Origin of the sequence: Actinomadura barringtoniae (assembly GCF_017573505.1) — a bacterium.
Lineage (GTDB): Bacteria > Actinomycetota > Actinomycetes > Streptosporangiales > Streptosporangiaceae > Spirillospora > Spirillospora barringtoniae.
In genome coordinates this window covers 322,774-339,399 of the sequence record NZ_JAGEOJ010000015.1, presented here as the reverse complement: position 1 = coordinate 339,399, position 16,626 = coordinate 322,774, and the positions used below count along the sequence as shown (strand labels likewise).

Genomic DNA, 16,626 nt, shown 5'->3' with positions numbered 1-16,626 from the left:
CGGGTCAGCGAGCAGATCGACTACCTGACGGCCGACGAAGAGGACCGCTTCGTCGTCGCGCAGGCCAACTCCCTGCTGAACGACGACGGCACCTTCGTCGAGCAGAAGGTCCTGATCCGCAAGAAGGGCGGCGAGGTCGAGCTGGTCGCCCCGAACGACGTCCAGTACATGGACGTCTCGGCGCGGCAGATGACCTCGGTCGCCACGGCGATGATCCCGTTCCTGGAGCACGACGACGCCAACCGTGCGCTGATGGGCTCCAACATGCAGCGCCAGTCGGTGCCGCTGCTGCGGTCCGAGGCTCCGCTGGTCGGCACCGGCATGGAGTACCGCGCCGCGGTCGACGCCGGCGACGTCATCACCGCCGAGAAGGCGGGCGTCGTCGAGGAGGTGTCCGCCGACTACGTGACCGTGATGAACGACGACGGCACCCGGACCACCTACCGGGTCGCCAAGTTCAAGCGGTCCAACCAGGGCACGTGCTTCAACCAGAAGCCGATCGTCGAAGAGGGCCAGCGGGTCGAGTTCGGCCAGGTCGTCGCGGACGGTCCGTGCACCGACCAGGGCGAGATGGCGCTGGGTAAGAACCTTCTGGTGGCGTTCATGCCGTGGGAGGGGCACAACTACGAAGACGCGATCATCTTGAGCCAGCGTCTGGTGCAGGATGACGTGTTGTCCTCGATTCACATCGAGGAGCATGAGGTCGATGCTCGTGACACCAAGCTGGGGCCTGAGGAGATCACGCGGGACATCCCGAACGTCTCCGAGGAGGTCCTGGCCGATCTGGACGAGCGTGGCATCATCCGCATCGGCGCCGATGTCGTCCCCGGCGACATCCTGGTCGGCAAGGTCACGCCCAAGGGTGAGACCGAGCTGACGCCCGAGGAGCGGCTGCTGCGGGCGATCTTCGGTGAGAAGGCGCGTGAGGTGCGTGACACCTCGCTGAAGGTGCCGCACGGTGAGCAGGGCAAGGTCATCGGGGTCCGGGTGTTCTCGCGCGATGAGGGTGACGAGCTCCCGCCGGGCGTGAACGAGCTGGTCCGCGTCTATGTGGCTCAGAAGCGCAAGATCACCGATGGTGACAAGCTCGCGGGCCGGCACGGCAACAAGGGCGTCATCTCCAAGGTGCTGCCGGTCGAGGACATGCCGTTCCTCGAAGACGGCACCCCGGTCGACATCGTCCTCAACCCGCTCGGCGTCCCCGGTCGTATGAACGTGGGACAGGTCCTGGAGACCCACCTCGGATGGGTCGCCAGCCGCGGCTGGAAGGTCGAGGGCGACGACGCCGAATGGAAGCGTCAGCTCAAGACCCTGGGCGTGGACCAGGCCGAGCCGTGGACCAACACGGCCACCCCGGTGTTCGACGGCGCCCGCGAGGACGACGTCGTCGGCCTGATCGCCAGCACCCTGCCGAACCGCGACGGCAACCGCATGGTGGAGCCGGGCGGTAAGGCGCGGCTGTTCGACGGCCGTACCGGCGAGCCCTACAAGGACCCGATCTCGGTCGGTTACATCTACATCCTGAAGCTGCTCCACCTGGTCGACGACAAGATCCACGCTCGTTCGACCGGTCCGTACTCCATGATCACCCAGCAGCCGCTCGGCGGTAAGGCCCAGTTCGGCGGCCAGCGCTTCGGTGAGATGGAGGTCTGGGCACTGGAGGCGTACGGCGCCGCCTACGCTCTGCAGGAGCTGCTGACCATCAAGTCCGACGACGTTCTCGGCCGCGTGAAGGTCTACGAGGCCATCGTCAAGGGCGAGAACATTCCCGAGCCCGGTATTCCGGAGTCCTTCAAGGTCCTCATCAAGGAAATGCAGTCGCTGTGCCTCAACGTCGAGGTCCTCTCGAGCGACGGCATGTCCATCGAGATGCGCGACACCGATGAGGACGTCTTCCGTGCGGCGGAAGAGCTCGGTATCGACCTGTCCCGGCGCGAGCCGAGCAGTGTCGAAGAGGTCTGATCAACTCAAGGGGAAACACATTGCTTGACGTCAACTTCTTCGACGAGCTTCGTATCGGCCTGGCGACCGCCGACGACATCCGCCAGTGGTCGCACGGCGAGGTGAAGAAGCCGGAGACGATCAACTACCGGACCCTCAAGCCCGAGAAGGACGGACTCTTCTGCGAGAAGATCTTCGGTCCGACCCGGGACTGGGAGTGCTACTGCGGTAAGTACAAGCGCGTCCGCTTCAAGGGCATCATCTGTGAGCGCTGCGGCGTCGAGGTGACCCGCGCCAAGGTGCGTCGTGAGCGGATGGGCCACATCGAGCTGGCCGCGCCCGTCACCCACATCTGGTACTTCAAGGGCGTCCCGTCGCGCCTGGGCTACCTGCTGGACCTGGCCCCGAAGGATCTCGAGAAGATCATCTACTTCGCGGCCTACATGATCACCAGCGTGGACGCCGAGCGGCGCGACCGCGACCTGCCGACGCTGGAGGCCCACATCTCCGTGGAGCGCCAGCAGATCGAGCAGGCTCGTGACGCGCAGGTCGAGGCCCGCCAGCAGAAGCTGGAGGCCGACCTCGCCGAGCTCGAGGAGGCCGGTGCCAAGGCCGACCAGAAGCGCAAGATCCGTGACGGCGCCGAGCGCGAGATGAAGCAGCTGCGCGACCGCGCGCAGCGCGAGATCGACCGTCTCGACGAGGTCTGGAACCGCTTCAAGAACCTCAAGGTCCAGGACCTCGAGGGCGACGAGATGCTGTACCGCGAGATGCGGGACCGCTTCGGCAAGTACTTCGAGGGCGGCATGGGCGCCGCGGCCATCCAGGCCCGGCTCCAGAACTTCGACCTCGACGCCGAGGCCGAGCGCCTGCGCGACATCATCCGTACCGGCAAGGGCCAGAAGAAGGCCCGCGCCCTCAAGCGGCTGAAGGTCGTCTCGGCGTTCCTCAACACCCGCAACAGCCCGCAGGGCATGGTGCTGGACTGCATCCCGGTGATCCCGCCGGACCTGCGCCCGATGGTGCAGCTGGACGGTGGCCGCTTCGCGACCTCCGACCTGAACGACCTGTACCGCCGGGTCATCAACCGGAACAACCGGCTCAAGCGCCTGCTCGACCTGGGCGCTCCCGAGATCATCGTCAACAACGAGAAGCGGATGCTTCAGGAGGCCGTCGACGCGCTGTTCGACAACGGCCGCCGCGGCCGCCCGGTCACCGGACCGGGCAACCGCCCCCTGAAGTCCCTCTCGGACATGCTGAAGGGCAAGCAGGGCCGGTTCCGCCAGAACCTGCTCGGCAAGCGCGTCGACTACTCCGGCCGTTCGGTCATCGTCGTCGGCCCGCAGCTGAAGCTGCACCAGTGCGGTCTGCCCAAGCAGATGGCGCTGGAGCTCTTCAAGCCGTTCGTCATGAAGCGGCTGGTCGACCTCAACCACGCGCAGAACATCAAGTCCGCCAAGCGCATGGTCGAGCGCGCCCGCCCGGTCGTGTGGGACGTGCTCGAAGAGGTCATCACCGAGCACCCGGTGCTGCTGAACCGCGCTCCGACCCTGCACCGCCTGGGCATCCAGGCGTTCGAGCCGCAGCTGGTCGAGGGCAAGGCCATCCAGATCCACCCGCTCGTCTGCACCGCGTTCAACGCGGACTTCGACGGTGACCAGATGGCCGTGCACCTGCCGCTGTCGGCCGAGGCGCAGGCCGAGGCCCGCATCCTGATGCTGTCGACCAACAACATCCTCAAGCCGTCGGACGGCAAGCCCGTCACCATGCCCACCCAGGACATGGTGATCGGCCTCTACTGGCTGACGACCGAGCGCGAGGACACCGAGGGCGACGGCCGTGCGTTCGGCTCGATCTCCGAGGCGATCATGGCCTACGACCGGAACGAGCTCGGCCTCCAGGCCAAGATCCAGATCCGGTTCAAGGACGTCCCGCCGCCCCGCGGCTGGGTCGCCCCCGAGGGCTACGAGGCCGGCCAGCCGTACCGGCTGGAGACCACGCTGGGCCGCGCGATCTTCAACGAGGCGCTGCCCGCCGACTTCCCCTTCGTGAACTACGAGGTCGGCAAGAAGCAGCTCTCGGCGATCGTGAACGAGCTGGCCGAGACCTACCCCAAGGTCGACGTCGCCAACGCGCTGGACGCCCTGAAGTCCACCGGGTTCCACTGGGCCACCCGTTCCGGCGTCACCATCTCCATCGAGGACGTGGTGACCCCGCCGAACAAGGCCGAGATCCTGCAGGGCTACGAGGCCCGCGCCGACAAGGTGCAGCGCGAGTTCAACCGCGGTCTGATCACCGACGACGAGCGCAAGCAGGAGCTCATCGAGATCTGGAACAAGGCCACCGCGGACGTCGCCGTGGACATGGAGCAGGCCTTCCCCCGGACCAACCCGGTCTGGATGATGGTCAACTCCGGTGCCCGCGGTAACCCGCTGCAGATCCGGCAGATCGCCGGTATGCGAGGCCTGGTCTCCAACCCCAAGGGCGAGACCATCCCGCGTCCGATCAAGTCGAGCTTCCGTGAAGGCCTGTCGGTCGTCGAGTACTTCATCTCGACGCACGGTGCCCGTAAGGGTCTGGCCGACACCGCCCTGCGTACCGCCGACTCCGGCTACCTGACCCGTCGCCTCGTCGACGTGGCCCAGGACGTCATCGTCCGCGAAGAGGACTGCGGCACCGACCGCACGATCCCCTTCTCGGTCGCCGACAAGCTGGCCGACGGCACGCTGGTGAAGCCGGCGACCACGGAGACCGGCCTGATCGGCCGCACCATCGCCGAAGAGGTCGTGGTCGACGGGACGGTCATCTTCCCGGCCGACACCGACCTGTCCGACGCGGTCGTCAGCCGCCTGGTCGAGGCCGGCGTGGAGAGCGTCCGTACGCGCTCCGCCCTGGTCTGCGAGGCCAAGATCGGTGTCTGCGCCGCCTGCTACGGCCGCTCGCTGGCGACCGGCAAGCGCGTGGACGTCGGCGAGGCCGTCGGCATCATCGCCGCGCAGTCCATCGGTGAGCCCGGCACCCAGCTGACCATGCGGACCTTCCACACCGGTGGTGTGGCCGGTGGTGACATCACGCACGGTCTGCCGCGTGTTCAGGAGCTCTTCGAGGCGCGCATCCCCAAGGGTGTCGCCCCGATCTCCGAGGTGGCCGGCCGAGTCAAGATCGACGAGACGGAGAAGACCCGCAAGGTCGTCATCGTCCCCGACGACGGCTCGGACGAGATCCCCTACCAGGTCCCGATGCGGTCCCGCCTCCTGGTCAAGGAGGGCGAGCACGTCGAGGTCGGCCAGCAGCTCATCGCGGGTGCGCAGAACCCGCACGAGGTGCTGCGCATCCTCGGCCCCCGCGCCGTGCAGCTCCACCTGGTCCACGAGGTCCAGGAGGTCTACCGGTCGCAGGGTGTGTCGATCCACGACAAGCACATCGAGATCATCGTCCGCCAGATGCTCAAGCGGGTGAACATCCTCGAGTCCGGTGACACCGAGCTGCTGCCCGGTGACCTGGTCGAGCGTCCGCTGTTCGAGGAGACCAACCGGAACGTCGTGGCCGAGGGCGGGGTCCCCGCCGCCGGTCGTCCGGTCCTCATGGGCATCACCAAGGCCTCCCTGGCCACCGAGTCCTGGCTCTCGGCCGCCTCCTTCCAGGAGACGACCCGAGTCCTGACCGAGGCCGCGATGCACGCCAAGAGCGACCCGCTGCTGGGCCTCAAGGAGAACGTCATCATCGGTAAGCTCATCCCGGCCGGTACCGGCATGCCGCAGTACCGCAACGTCCGGGTCGAGCCCACCGAGGAGGCCAAGGCGGCCGTCTACTCCGTCGGTTCCTACGACGACGGCGCCGAGTACGCCTTCGGCCAGGGCTCCGGTGAGGCAGTGCCTCTGGAGGAGTACGACTTCGGCCAGTACAACCGCTAAGTCCCGAGGAGCCGGGTGCCCAGCGCACCCGGCCACTCGCGGACACTGACGACACGACAAGGCCCCTTCCGATCTGATCGGGAGGGGCCCTTGCCGTTTTGGGCCATGGCCTCACCCGGCAAGCTTCGCCACATTCGCCACGCTCTGTCATAGCCTGCCGACTCATGGCCACCGAACCATCAGGGGGCGGCCGCCCCCGCCGACGCCTTCCCAGCTGGTGGATAGTCATCCTGGTCGGTGTGGTGGTCGCGGTCGTGAGCTTCGGCCTCGTCGAAAGGGGAGGACCCGCACCCTGGTTCATGCCGGAGCAGTTCACCAGGACCGGTCCATGGCTTCTCGTCCCGGCCCTCGTGGCGATGGCGTTCGCGGCCCTGGTCTGGTTCACACTGCGGCATTCCGGCCTGCCTGAGTTCCCCCCGCCCAGTTCCGAGCAGCTCGCCGAGATCCCCGCGAAGGAGCGCGTGGAGCTGATCACGCAGCGCCAGCAGACCCGGATGCAGGCGGTGAACAGCATCGGCGTGGTCGTGGGCGTCATCTTCACCGCCGGAAGCCTCATCGCCACCGCCCTGACACTGCACTCCACCCAGGAGGCACAGATCTCCGACCGCTACACCAAAGCGATCGAGCAGCTCGGCAGCTCCAAGTCCGACGTGCGGCTCGGTGGCATCTTCGCCCTGGAAAAGCTCGCCGCCGATTCGGGTAGGGATCACGAGTCGATCGTCGAGGTTCTGGCGGCATTCGTTCGCGGCCACATCCGCCAGGAGACACGCCAGCCTGCCCGCAGCCGGAAGCCGATGGTCGCTACCGACGTGCTCGGTGCGCTCACTGTGCTGGGTCGGCTCGTGGGTCAATACGCGGTGTTGCAGGACCCCCCGGAACCCGACGACGGCGTGGAGATCATTGATCTGAACAACCTGGACGGGGCCGGCCTCGACCTGACCGGTGCGTCCCTGGACGGTGTCTATCTGGCCTCTGCGGATCTCCGTGGAGCCCGCCTCAAATCCGCCTTTACGGCGAATCTGGCGAGAGCGGACCTGCGCAAGCTCGATGGTGAGAGTGCTGACCTTGAATCGGCCTCCTTCGAAGAGGCCGATCTGCGTGGAGCGAACCTGACGGATGCGACCTTGGACGATGCCGACCTGACTTCCGCGAGGTTGCGAGGGGTGAATCTCGAAGGCGCGTCGTTGTGCGGCGTGAGCTTGGCGAACGCGGACCTCCGCGGAGCGAGACTGTATGGAGCCGTGCTCACCGACGCGGATGACAGCGACTGCCCGCGCGTCGACGTCGGCAAGTGGCTGGTGGACGCCGATCTTCGTGGCACTGACCTCAGGGAGGTAGAGGGCCTCGATCCGGCGGTCGTGCGGAAGGTTGCGCGGACGGATGGGAAGACTCGGTTCTGAGGTCAGAGCTCGTTCTGGACCCAGTACTCGATGGTGTGGCGGTGGCCTCTCAGGAAGAGGCCGATCTGGTAGTGGGCGCCCTTCTTGGCGCCGGTGTAGGTGAGGCGGCGCACCGTGCCGCGGCCGCAGGGGAGCAGGCCCATGTGGGCCTTCTCCTTGCTGTAGCCCGCCGCGAACTTGCGGGAGATGACCACCTGGATGCGGGTGCGGTCGCCGCCGTCCCAGCAGCGGTAGACCAGCTGCAGGACGCGGGAGCGGGACTTGAAGACCGCGCGGGGGCGCCAGCTGATCGTGGGGCTGTGCGAGTCGTGCCCGATGTTGATCCAGCGGCCGTGCTCGGCGTGCGGCCGGGGGGTGGCGTGCGGCCTGGGGTCGGCGTGGGCCGGGGAGGCGCCCAGGAGCGTCGTGGTGGCCGCCAGACCCACGAGGCCTGCCGCGCGGCTGGAACGCATGTCCCACCATCCTCGCTGATCGACTGCGGGGGATCATACTTGCGCCCGGCCGTCTCGCGAGCGTCTCCGCAGAACGCACAACGGCCCGTCCGGGAGTGGACGGGCCGTTGGGGTTCGGTCAGCCGGCGATGATCTGCTGCTTGATCCACTTGCTGTGGAACGAGACGTCGGTGTTGACGTCGAGGCCGTCGCCGCAGGCGTCGGACATGCCGCGGCTGTTGGCGGCGATGAGCTGCCACTCGCGGCCGACCTTGCGGATCAGGGGGCCGCCGGAGTCGCCGCCGCAGGTGCCGTTCGGGCCCGGGGTGTCGAAGCAGAGGTCGCCCTTGCCGATGCCGTAGTCGCCTCCGTAGCACTGGGAGGGGGCCAGGATCGTGGTGTCGAGCTGGCGGATCTCGGTCGGCAGGGGGCCGGTGTTGTCGGAGGTCGTACGGCCCCAGCCGATGGCGCGGACCTTGGTGCCGACCGCGGGGCTCGCCGGGGCGATGCGGATCGGGGCGACGGGGACGGCCTTGTCGAGCTTGAAGACCGCGAGGTCGCCGTAGACCTTGGCGGGGTCGGGCTTGGCGTTGCCGTCGTAGGTCGGGAAGACCACGATCTTGGCGATGTTCGCGGTGGTGCCTCCCTGGTAGCGGTCGTTGGTGCCCAGGCGCACGTGGTAGAGCGCCGGGTCCTTGGGCTTGTTGTTCTCGTCCACGACGCAGTGGGCGGCGGTCACCACCCACTGGTGGGTGATGAGCGAGCCGGCGCAGGTGTGCCAGTTCGGGTCGCCGTTCTTGTCGATCTGCATCGAGACCGCGAACGGGTAGGGCTGATCGGCGGGCTGCCCGCCGACGATCTTCGGCGAGACGGTCGCGGCGACCTTCTGGGTGGTGACCTCGCGGTCGAAGAGGGTGCCGGAGGCCGCCACGGCCGCGGTGGCCAGGACGGCCACGCCGGCGACGGCGCCGGTGGCGCGAAGGGTGAGGGTGCGGGTCGACTTCCGCATTCTTTGGTTTCTCCTGAAAAGGGGGGAGCCATTGAGCGGAAAGATCGTGACAGTTGTTGATCATGCTCTGCAACCGGTTCGCGGCTTATGTGCCCTGGGTCGCAGGGGTGTGATTTGTACCTTTTGCTCCACTTTTGCGACTACACGGCCTGGAGTGGGTAGGAGGCTCGCTAACGTTCGAGGCGGTAGTGAACAGGGGGGACGCACATGAACAAGGCGATCGCAGCGGGCCTGCTGGGAGTGGTGACGGTGTTCGGCGCGGTGGCCGCGGCGCCCGCGCAGGCGGCCAAGCAACCCGCCAAGCAGACCGACTGCCGCACCTACTCGGGGGTCAAGGTCTGCGGCGAGCTGAAGCTCAACGCCGAGCAGAAGCAGTGCGTCCAGAAGGAAGTCCGCCTCGGGATCACCGAACGGCGTGCCGAGGTCGAGTGCTTCACAGCAGTGCAGTGACGGACAGGGCCGCCCCTGGGGGCGGCCTTTGGCGTTCTCAAAGGGGGAGCGGCCGGCGGGGGACCGGGGCCGACTGCAGGATCGACGTCGTCGTACGGGCGTACGGGGTGAAGCGGTCGAGGATCGGCTCCAGCTCCTCGATGCGGCGCAGGTGGGCCACGAAGTAGAAGCAGTCGTCGCCGGTGATGCGGTGGCACTCCACGATCTGCGGGATCTCGTCGGCGATCTTGGGGATGCGGGCCAGCTCGCGCAGAGCCGGTCGTACGCGGACCAGGACGCTGATCGGGAAGCCGAGCGCGCGCGGGTCGACGGACGCGTGGTAGCCGGTGATGACGCCGGACTCCTCAAGGCGCTGGACGCGTTCGGCCACGGCGGGGGCCGACAGCGAGACGCGGCGGCCCAGCTCGGCCAGCGAGACCCTGGCGTTGCGCTGCAGTTCGGTGAGGATGCGAAGATCGACGGAGTCGGGCGGTTTGGATTCGAAGGCCTGACCTGCTCGGCCCTTGCGATTCGCCATTCCTCCAAACTACGAAGCGACCGACAATACGGCCATGGCTTTTCCGGGCGTACGGCCCGGCCGGCCAGGGGAACCCTGAGAGGAGATCGTGTGGAACAGACTCGGTTGGGGACGACGGGCACGAAGGTCTCCCGCATCTGCCTGGGCATGATGAGCTACGGCGACCCCGCCCAGCGCAAGTGGTTCCTGCCCGAAGAGGACGCCGAGCCGATCGTGCGGCGGGCCGTCGAGGGCGGCGTGACGTTCTTCGACACCGCCGACATGTACTCGCTGGGCGAGTCCGAGCGCATCACCGGGCGGCTGCTGCCGAAGTTCTTCAACAGCCGTGACGACTACGTGCTGGCGACGAAGGTCTACTTCCCGATGAGCGATGGGCCGAACGACTCGGGCCTCTCGCGCAAGCACATCATGGCGGGCATCGACGCCTCGCTGAAGCGCCTCGGGACCGACTACGTGGACGTCTACCAGATTCACCGGTGGGACTACGAGACGCCCATCGAGGAGACCATGGAGGCCCTGCACGACGTGGTGAAGGCGGGCAAGGCCCGCTACATCGGCGCGTCGAGCATGTTCGCCTGGCAGTTCGCCAAGGCCCAGCACATCGCCGACGCCGAGGGCTGGACGCGCTTCGCCACCATGCAGAACTACTACAACCTGGTCTACCGCGAGGAGGAGCGCGAGATGATCCCGCTCTGCCTCGACCAGGGCGTGGGCCTCATCCCGTGGAGCCCGCTGGCGCGCGGGCTGTTGGCGGGCAACCGCGAGCGCGGCGGCGTGCGCAACACGGTCCGTTCGGAGACCGACGCGTTCGCCGACGTGCTGTACGAGGACGCCGACTTCGACGTGGTGGACGTCGTGAAGGAGATCGCCGCCGAACGGGACGTTCCCGCCGCGCAGGTCTCGCTCGCGTGGGTGCTGAGCAAGCCCGCGGTGTCGGCGCCCATCATCGGCGCGACCAAGCTGCGGCACGTCGAGGACGCCCTCGCGGCGGCGGACCTGGAGCTCGACGAGAAGGACATCGAACGGCTCGAAGCGCCCTACCGGCCGCACCCGATCCTGGGCCACGAGTAGGCACCCGACCCTGGCCCTCAAGTGGGCCCCGATCCTGGGCTGTCAGTAGTCCGTTCAGGCCCTGGCCGCCCCCGCGCACAGCGGGGGCGGCCTTCGCTTTGGAACGCGGCTTCTTCATTCGGCGTCTACGTGGGGTGGTGATTTGCGATACCGCAGGCGATCGGGGCAGGCTGGGTGCGTGAAGACCCCAAAGGCGGGGACGATGCCGCAATGGGGTCGAGAGCAGGCTTGGAGGCCGCGTTATGCGCCGCGCGTCTCGGAGCGGAACTGGCACGACCTGGGCGGACCCCGGGGCGACGGCGCTGAAGGAGCCCGACGATGACCGAGCAAGACGGTACGCAGGGGCAGCAGTGGCCAGTGCCCGAGGACAAGGACGCTCCTAAGGCGGATTCCGCCGAGGACAAGCCCGACAAGGACGAGCCACCCGCCCGGCCGCTCGGCGATCGCACCGTGGTCTTCGGCGCGCCCCAGCTGGGCGGTGCCGCGGGTGGACGACCGGCGCCGCAGACTCCCGCGGCCGGGCCCGGTCAGCCAGTTCCGCCGGCACAGCCCGTTCAGCCCGAGCCGACGACGCCGGCCGAGCCCGCGCAGGCCGAGGAACGGCCGGCGCCGCCGCCCCCGCCGCCGACGATGGTCGAGCCCATCCCCGTTCAGCAGAACGAGCAGCCGCCCGCGCCGCCGCAGCCGCCGTACGGGCAGGACCAGCCCGTCTACGGCCAGCAGCCGCCCGCCGGTCAGCAGCCTTACGGCACCCCGCCCGCTTATGGGGAGCCGCAGCAGTCTCCGTACGGCCAGCAGCCGCCTGCCCCGGCCTATGGGCAGGACCCGCAGCAGTACGGTCAGCCTCCCTTCGAGCAGCAGCAGCCCTACGGGCAGCCCCAGGGCTACCCCCAGGAGCCGCAGCAGCCGCCCTACGGTCAGCAGCCGCCCGCGCCGGGATATGGGCAGCAGCCCGACCAGTCCCAGTCGCAGCAGCCTTACGGGCAGGCGCCCTATGGCAGCCCGCAGGAGCCCTACGCCTCCCCGGGTGCGCCGCCCGCGCCCGGTGCCGCGGACCCCTACGCGCCGCCCGCGCAGCCTGCCGACCCGTACGCGCCCCCTGCGGCGCCCGCGGATCCGTACGCGCCGCCGGCCGAGCCCTACACGCCCCCGGCCGAGCCGCAGGGTCCCGACGCCGGTGCGCCCGGCGCCGGCGGTGGCGACGGCCTGTCCGAACGGACGGTGATCGTTCCGGGTCCGGGCAACGAGCCCGAGCAGGACACGCCCGCGGTGGACGACCAGGCCACGACCGCCTGGTCTCCCGGCCCCGACATCCCCGTCGCCTCCGGGCCCGAGCGCAAGCCCGCGCCCGAGCCGGCCAACGAGCCCTGGCAGGCGCCCGCGCCGCCGTCGACGCCCGAGCCCTGGACGCCCGAGGCGCAGGGTTCGCAGGACCAGCCGGCCTATGGCCGGCAGCCTCCGGCGCCCGGCCAGCCGCCGTCGGTCGAGTCGGACCGCACGCTGATGGTCCCGCCGCCCGAGCCGGGCTACGGTGCCGCGTCGTCGGGGGAGGAGCCCCCGGCCTTCGGCTCGCCCGTTCCGCCCGCGCACGACGTGGAGGACGCCCAGCCGACGCAGGCGTTCGACCCGTCCACGCAGGGCCCGCAGGCCGGGCAGGGTGGCCAGACGCCCGAGCCGCAGGGCATGCCGGACCAGACGCGCCTGGACCTCGGCCAGCAGCAGTGGCAGTCGCCCGCGCAGCAGCCCGAGGCGCCCGGCCAGCAGCAGTACGGCGCGCAGCAGTTCGGCCAGGAGCCCCAGGGCCAAGGCCAGGGCCAGCAGCCGTACGGCCAGCAGGACCAGCAGGGCTATGGCCAGCAGCCTTACGGTCAGCAGCAGTACGGCCAGCAGCAATATGGCCAGCAAGACCAGCAGCAGGGCCAGCAGGCCTACGGTCAACAGCAGCAGTACGGCCAGCCCGACGCCCAGTCGCCCTACGGCCAGCAGCAGGCCTACGGCCAGCAGCCCGGCGCGTACGGCCAGCCGGGACAGCCCGGTCAGCAGCAGGGCCAGGGCCAGTACGGTCAGCAGCCCGGCCAGTACGGCCAGCCGGGCCAGCAGGCCTACCCCGGTCCCGCCGCCTCGGGCGACGATGACAAGGGCGGCAACAAGAACCTGCTGATGATCGTCGGCGGCGTCGTGGTGCTGGTGGTCATCGTGGTGGTCCTGATCGCGTTCGTGATGTAGGTGGCGTAAAGGTCCGGCCAAATGTCGGCACGACTGCGCGGGCTGCCGGGAACAACCGGCGGCCCGCCGTCGTTCCTCCTTACGGAGATCAGAAACCTTAGGCTGCGCTGCGAGCGCGCTACCTGAGTCGGGAGCGAGCCGAAGGCGAAGTTTCCGGCTCAGATCGCGAAGCGATGTCGCGCTCGCCGCTTTCGCGGGTCGGGTCCGAGCCGCCAGGCGAGGGCCCGAGGCCGCGAAAGCCAAGAACACAGCTTGCGTCGAAGTGGCGATCCGCGGTAGTGGACGGTTCACTTTGCACTTTGGCGCAGAGGTAGGTAATCTCTCTCCTTGCGCCCGCCGTGTGCGGGCCGCTATGCGTGCGCTGCGGCCAGGTCCGCTGACCAGGCTCGCGCCGCATCTACTCCCCGGCTTGATTCGGCCCTTTGATGGGCCGGGCGGTCTGTGTCGTGGAATGTGGATCCCGTTCACGCGGGAGCTACGACGACACGCCCGACCGCGGGGGTCGGAGAGGTCGGGAAACCGGCAGGTCACAGCCTCCAATGGGGTGGTGATGACGGGTCTCGCGTGAGCGGGATCCAGGCAGAACTAAGACTTACCGGCTCGGTATGAGGAAGACGGAGACGCGGTGCCCACGATCCAGCAGCTGGTCCGAAAGGGCCGCCAGGACAAGGTGACCAAGAACAAGACGCCCGCGCTGAAGGGCAGCCCCCAGCGCCGGGGTGTCTGCACGCGCGTCTACACGACGACGCCCAAGAAGCCGAACTCCGCGCTTCGCAAGGTCGCACGTGTCCGGCTGACCAGCGGGATCGAGGTCACGGCCTACATCCCCGGCGTCGGGCACAACCTGCAGGAGCACTCGATCGTGCTCGTGCGCGGCGGCCGAGTGAAGGACCTCCCGGGCGTTCGGTACAAGATCATTCGCGGTTCGCTGGACACCCAGGGCGTCCGGAACCGCAAGCAGGCGCGCAGCCGCTACGGCGCCAAGAAGGAGAAGAGCTAATGCCGCGCAAGGGCCCGGCTGGCAAGCGCCAGCTCATCGCCGACCCGGTGTACAACTCGCCGCTGGTCACCGCGCTGATCAACAAGGTGCTCCTGGACGGCAAGCGCTCCATCGCGCAGCGCTGCGTGTACGAGGCCCTCGAGGGCGCCCGCGAGAAGACCGGCAACGACCCGGTCGTCACGCTGAAGCGCGCTCTGGACAACGTCAAGCCGACCCTGGAGGTCCGCAGCCGCCGTGTCGGTGGCGCGACCTACCAGGTCCCGGTGGAGGTGCGGCCCGCCCGTTCCACCACCCTCGCGCTGCGCTGGCTGGTGCTCTACGCCCGCCAGCGTCGCGAGAAGACCATGACCGAGCGGCTGATGAACGAGCTGCTCGACGCGAGCAACGGCCTCGGCGCGTCTGTCAAGAAGCGCGAGGACACGCACAAGATGGCGGAGTCCAACAAGGCCTTCGCCCACTACCGCTGGTGATCCGGCGGACCCTGACTGACGACGAGACGACGCGAGGACGACAGTGGCTACCAAGACCGGTGTAGACCTGGCCAAGGTCCGCAACATCGGGATCATGGCCCATATCGATGCGGGCAAGACCACGACGACTGAGCGCATCCTCTACTACACGGGGATGAGCTACAAGATCGGCGAGGTTCACGACGGCGCCGCCACCACCGACTGGATGGAGCAGGAACAGGAGCGGGGGATCACCATCACCTCCGCCGCTGTCACCTGTAAGTGGCCGGTTGAGAACGTCGAGCACACCATCAACATCATCGACACCCCCGGGCACGTCGACTTCACCATCGAGGTCGAGCGGTCGCTGCGGGTGCTCGACGGTGCTGTCGCGGTGTTCGACGGCGTGGCGGGCGTTGAGCCCCAGTCCGAGACCGTGTGGCGTCAGGCCGACCGGTACGGCGTCCCGCGCATCTGTTTCATCAACAAGCTGGACCGGGTCGGCGCCGAGTTCCACCGCTGCGTGGACATGATCGTCGACCGGCTGCAGGCCACTCCGCTGGTCCTCCAGCTGCCGATCGGCGCCGAGTCGGACTTCAAGGGCGTCATCGACCTGGTGACCATGAAGGCGTTCGTGTGGAACGCCGAGGCCAAGCTCGGTGAGATGTACGACACCGTCGACATCCCCGAGACCCACGCCGAGGCGGCCCGCGAGTACCGCGACAAGCTGATCGAGACGCTCGCCGAGGGCGACGACGAGATCATGGAGCTGTACCTGGAGGGCAACGAGCCCACCGTGGAGCAGATCCACGCGGGCATCCGCCGGGCCACCATCGCCGGCAACCTCACGCCCGTCCTGTGCGGCACCGCGTTCAAGAACAAGGGCGTGCAGCCGCTGCTCGACGCGATCGTGCGCTACCTGCCGAACCCGCTGGACGACGGCGGCGTCGAGGGCCACGCGGTCCGCGACGAGAGCAAGACGCTGCAGCGCGAGGCGAGCGAGGACGAGCCGTTCTCCGCCCTGGCGTTCAAGATCGCCAGCGACCCGCACCTGGGCAAGCTGACCTTCATCCGGGTCTACTCCGGCATCCTGGAGACCGGCACCTCGGTGCTGAACTCCAACAAGGAGCGCAAGGAGCGGATCGGCAAGATCTACCGGATGCACGCGAACAAGCGTGAGGAGATCAGCCACGTCGGCGCGGGCGACATCGTCGCGGTGATGGGTCTGAAGCAGACCACCACCGGCGAGACGCTGTGCGACGACAAGGACCCGATCGTCCTGGAAGCGATGAACTTCCCGGCGCCGGTCATCCACGTCGCGATCGAGCCGAAGACCAAGAACGACCAGCAGAAGCTGGGCACGGCGATCCAGCGGCTGGCCGAGGAGGACCCGTCCTTCCAGGTCCGCACCGAGGAGGACACCGGCCAGACCGTGATCTCCGGCATGGGCGAGCTCCACCTGGAGATCCTCGTCGACCGGATGAAGCGCGAGTTCAAGGTCGACGCCAACGTCGGCAAGCCGCAGGTCGCCTACCGCGAGACCATTACGCGCAAGGTCGAGAAGGTCGAGTACACCCACAAGAAGCAGACGGGTGGCTCGGGCCAGTTCGGCCGCGTGATCATCGACCTCGAGCCGCTCGGCGAGGGGAACGACGGTTACGAGTTCGAGAACAAGGTCACCGGTGGCCGCATCCCGCGGGAGTACATCCCGTCGGTGGACGCGGGCTGCCAGGAGGCCGCCGAGTTCGGTGTCCTCGCCGGCTACCCGATGGTCGGTGTGAAGGTCACGCTGCGAGACGGCGCCTACCACGAGGTCGACTCCTCGGAAATGGCGTTCAAGGTCGCGGGTTCCATGGCCTTCAAGGAGGCCGCTCGCAAGGCGGGCGCCACCATCCTGGAGCCGATGATGGCCGTCGAGGTCACCACGCCCGAGGACAACATGGGCGATGTGATCGGCGACATCAACAGCCGCCGCGGGCAGGTCCACTCGATGGACGAGCGCGCGGGCATGCGGGTCGTCACGGCCGTCGTCCCGCTCTCGGAGATGTTCGGCTACGTGGGTGATCTGCGAAGCAAGACCCAGGGCCGGGCCGTTTTCACCATGCAGTTCGACTCCTACGCCGAGGTTCCTGGGAACGTCGCGCAGGAGATCATCGCCAAGGCGCGGGGCGAGTAAGCACCGGGCCTGCCCACACAGATCACCAAGACGTAAACGAAG

Annotated in this window: 12 protein-coding genes; 9 read left to right on the top strand and 3 right to left on the bottom strand. The window is 68.3% G+C overall.

The genetic code is table 11. The annotated features are described in order from the left end of the window. From rpoB to J4573_RS34800, 3 genes are all read left to right on the top strand, one after another. On the top strand, positions 1-1,962 hold a 1,962-nt coding region (gene rpoB / locus J4573_RS34810; RefSeq protein ID WP_208260180.1), incomplete at its 5' end, for a DNA-directed RNA polymerase subunit beta. Between the two features lie 20 nt (positions 1,963-1,982). Further along, positions 1,983-5,855: a DNA-directed RNA polymerase subunit beta' gene (locus tag J4573_RS34805; RefSeq protein WP_208260179.1), complete on the top strand. Its 3,873-nt coding sequence runs from the start codon at positions 1,983-1,985 to the stop codon at positions 5,853-5,855. A gap of 164 nt (positions 5,856-6,019) precedes the next feature. Beyond that, positions 6,020-7,255 (top strand): pentapeptide repeat-containing protein, encoded by a 1,236-nt coding sequence (locus J4573_RS34800; protein ID WP_208260178.1) that lies wholly within the window; start codon positions 6,020-6,022, stop codon positions 7,253-7,255. Positions 7,256-7,257: 2 nt separating this feature from the next. Here the strand turns inward: J4573_RS34800 and J4573_RS34795 are convergent, their stop codons facing one another. Beyond that, complete coding sequence (locus J4573_RS34795) at positions 7,258-7,707, bottom strand: hypothetical protein (protein ID WP_208260177.1); 450 nt, start codon at positions 7,705-7,707, stop codon at positions 7,258-7,260. A 118-nt stretch (positions 7,708-7,825) separates the two neighbouring features. Then, the gene (locus J4573_RS34790) at positions 7,826-8,695 is read right to left on the bottom strand and encodes a S1 family peptidase (protein ID WP_208260176.1); all 870 of its coding nucleotides are present in this window, start codon (positions 8,693-8,695) and stop codon (positions 7,826-7,828) included. 207 nt (positions 8,696-8,902) lie between these two features. Here J4573_RS34790 and J4573_RS34785 point away from each other — a divergent pair, with 207 nt between their 5' ends. Further along, entirely contained in the window at positions 8,903-9,145 is a 243-nt protein-coding gene (locus J4573_RS34785) for a hypothetical protein (protein ID WP_208260175.1), read from the top strand. A gap of 37 nt (positions 9,146-9,182) precedes the next feature. Here the strand turns inward: J4573_RS34785 and J4573_RS34780 are convergent, their stop codons facing one another. Next, positions 9,183-9,662 (bottom strand): Lrp/AsnC family transcriptional regulator, encoded by a 480-nt coding sequence (locus tag J4573_RS34780; protein ID WP_208260174.1) that lies wholly within the window; start codon positions 9,660-9,662, stop codon positions 9,183-9,185. A 90-nt stretch (positions 9,663-9,752) separates the two neighbouring features. Here J4573_RS34780 and J4573_RS34775 point away from each other — a divergent pair, with 90 nt between their 5' ends. From J4573_RS34775 to fusA, 5 genes are all read left to right on the top strand, one after another. Next, complete coding sequence (locus J4573_RS34775; protein ID WP_208260173.1) at positions 9,753-10,733, top strand: aldo/keto reductase; 981 nt, start codon at positions 9,753-9,755, stop codon at positions 10,731-10,733. A 318-nt stretch (positions 10,734-11,051) separates the two neighbouring features. Further along, complete coding sequence (locus J4573_RS34770) at positions 11,052-12,959, top strand: hypothetical protein (protein ID WP_208260172.1); 1,908 nt, start codon at positions 11,052-11,054, stop codon at positions 12,957-12,959. Between the two features lie 625 nt (positions 12,960-13,584). Further along, positions 13,585-13,959 carry a 30S ribosomal protein S12 gene (gene rpsL, locus J4573_RS34765; RefSeq protein WP_019632621.1) on the top strand — a complete coding sequence of 125 codons (375 nt, stop codon included), beginning with the start codon at positions 13,585-13,587 and terminating at the stop codon, positions 13,957-13,959. Continuing rightward, a complete protein-coding gene (rpsG, locus tag J4573_RS34760) occupies positions 13,959-14,429 on the top strand; it encodes a 30S ribosomal protein S7 (RefSeq protein WP_208260171.1) in 471 nt (156 codons plus the stop codon). The genes rpsL and rpsG overlap by 1 nt, the downstream gene beginning before the upstream one ends. Before the next feature lie 43 nt (positions 14,430-14,472). Further along, on the top strand, positions 14,473-16,584 hold the full coding sequence (fusA, locus tag J4573_RS34755) for an elongation factor G (protein WP_208260170.1): 2,112 nt from the start codon (positions 14,473-14,475) through the stop codon (positions 16,582-16,584). Positions 16,585-16,626: the final 42 nt, after the last annotated feature.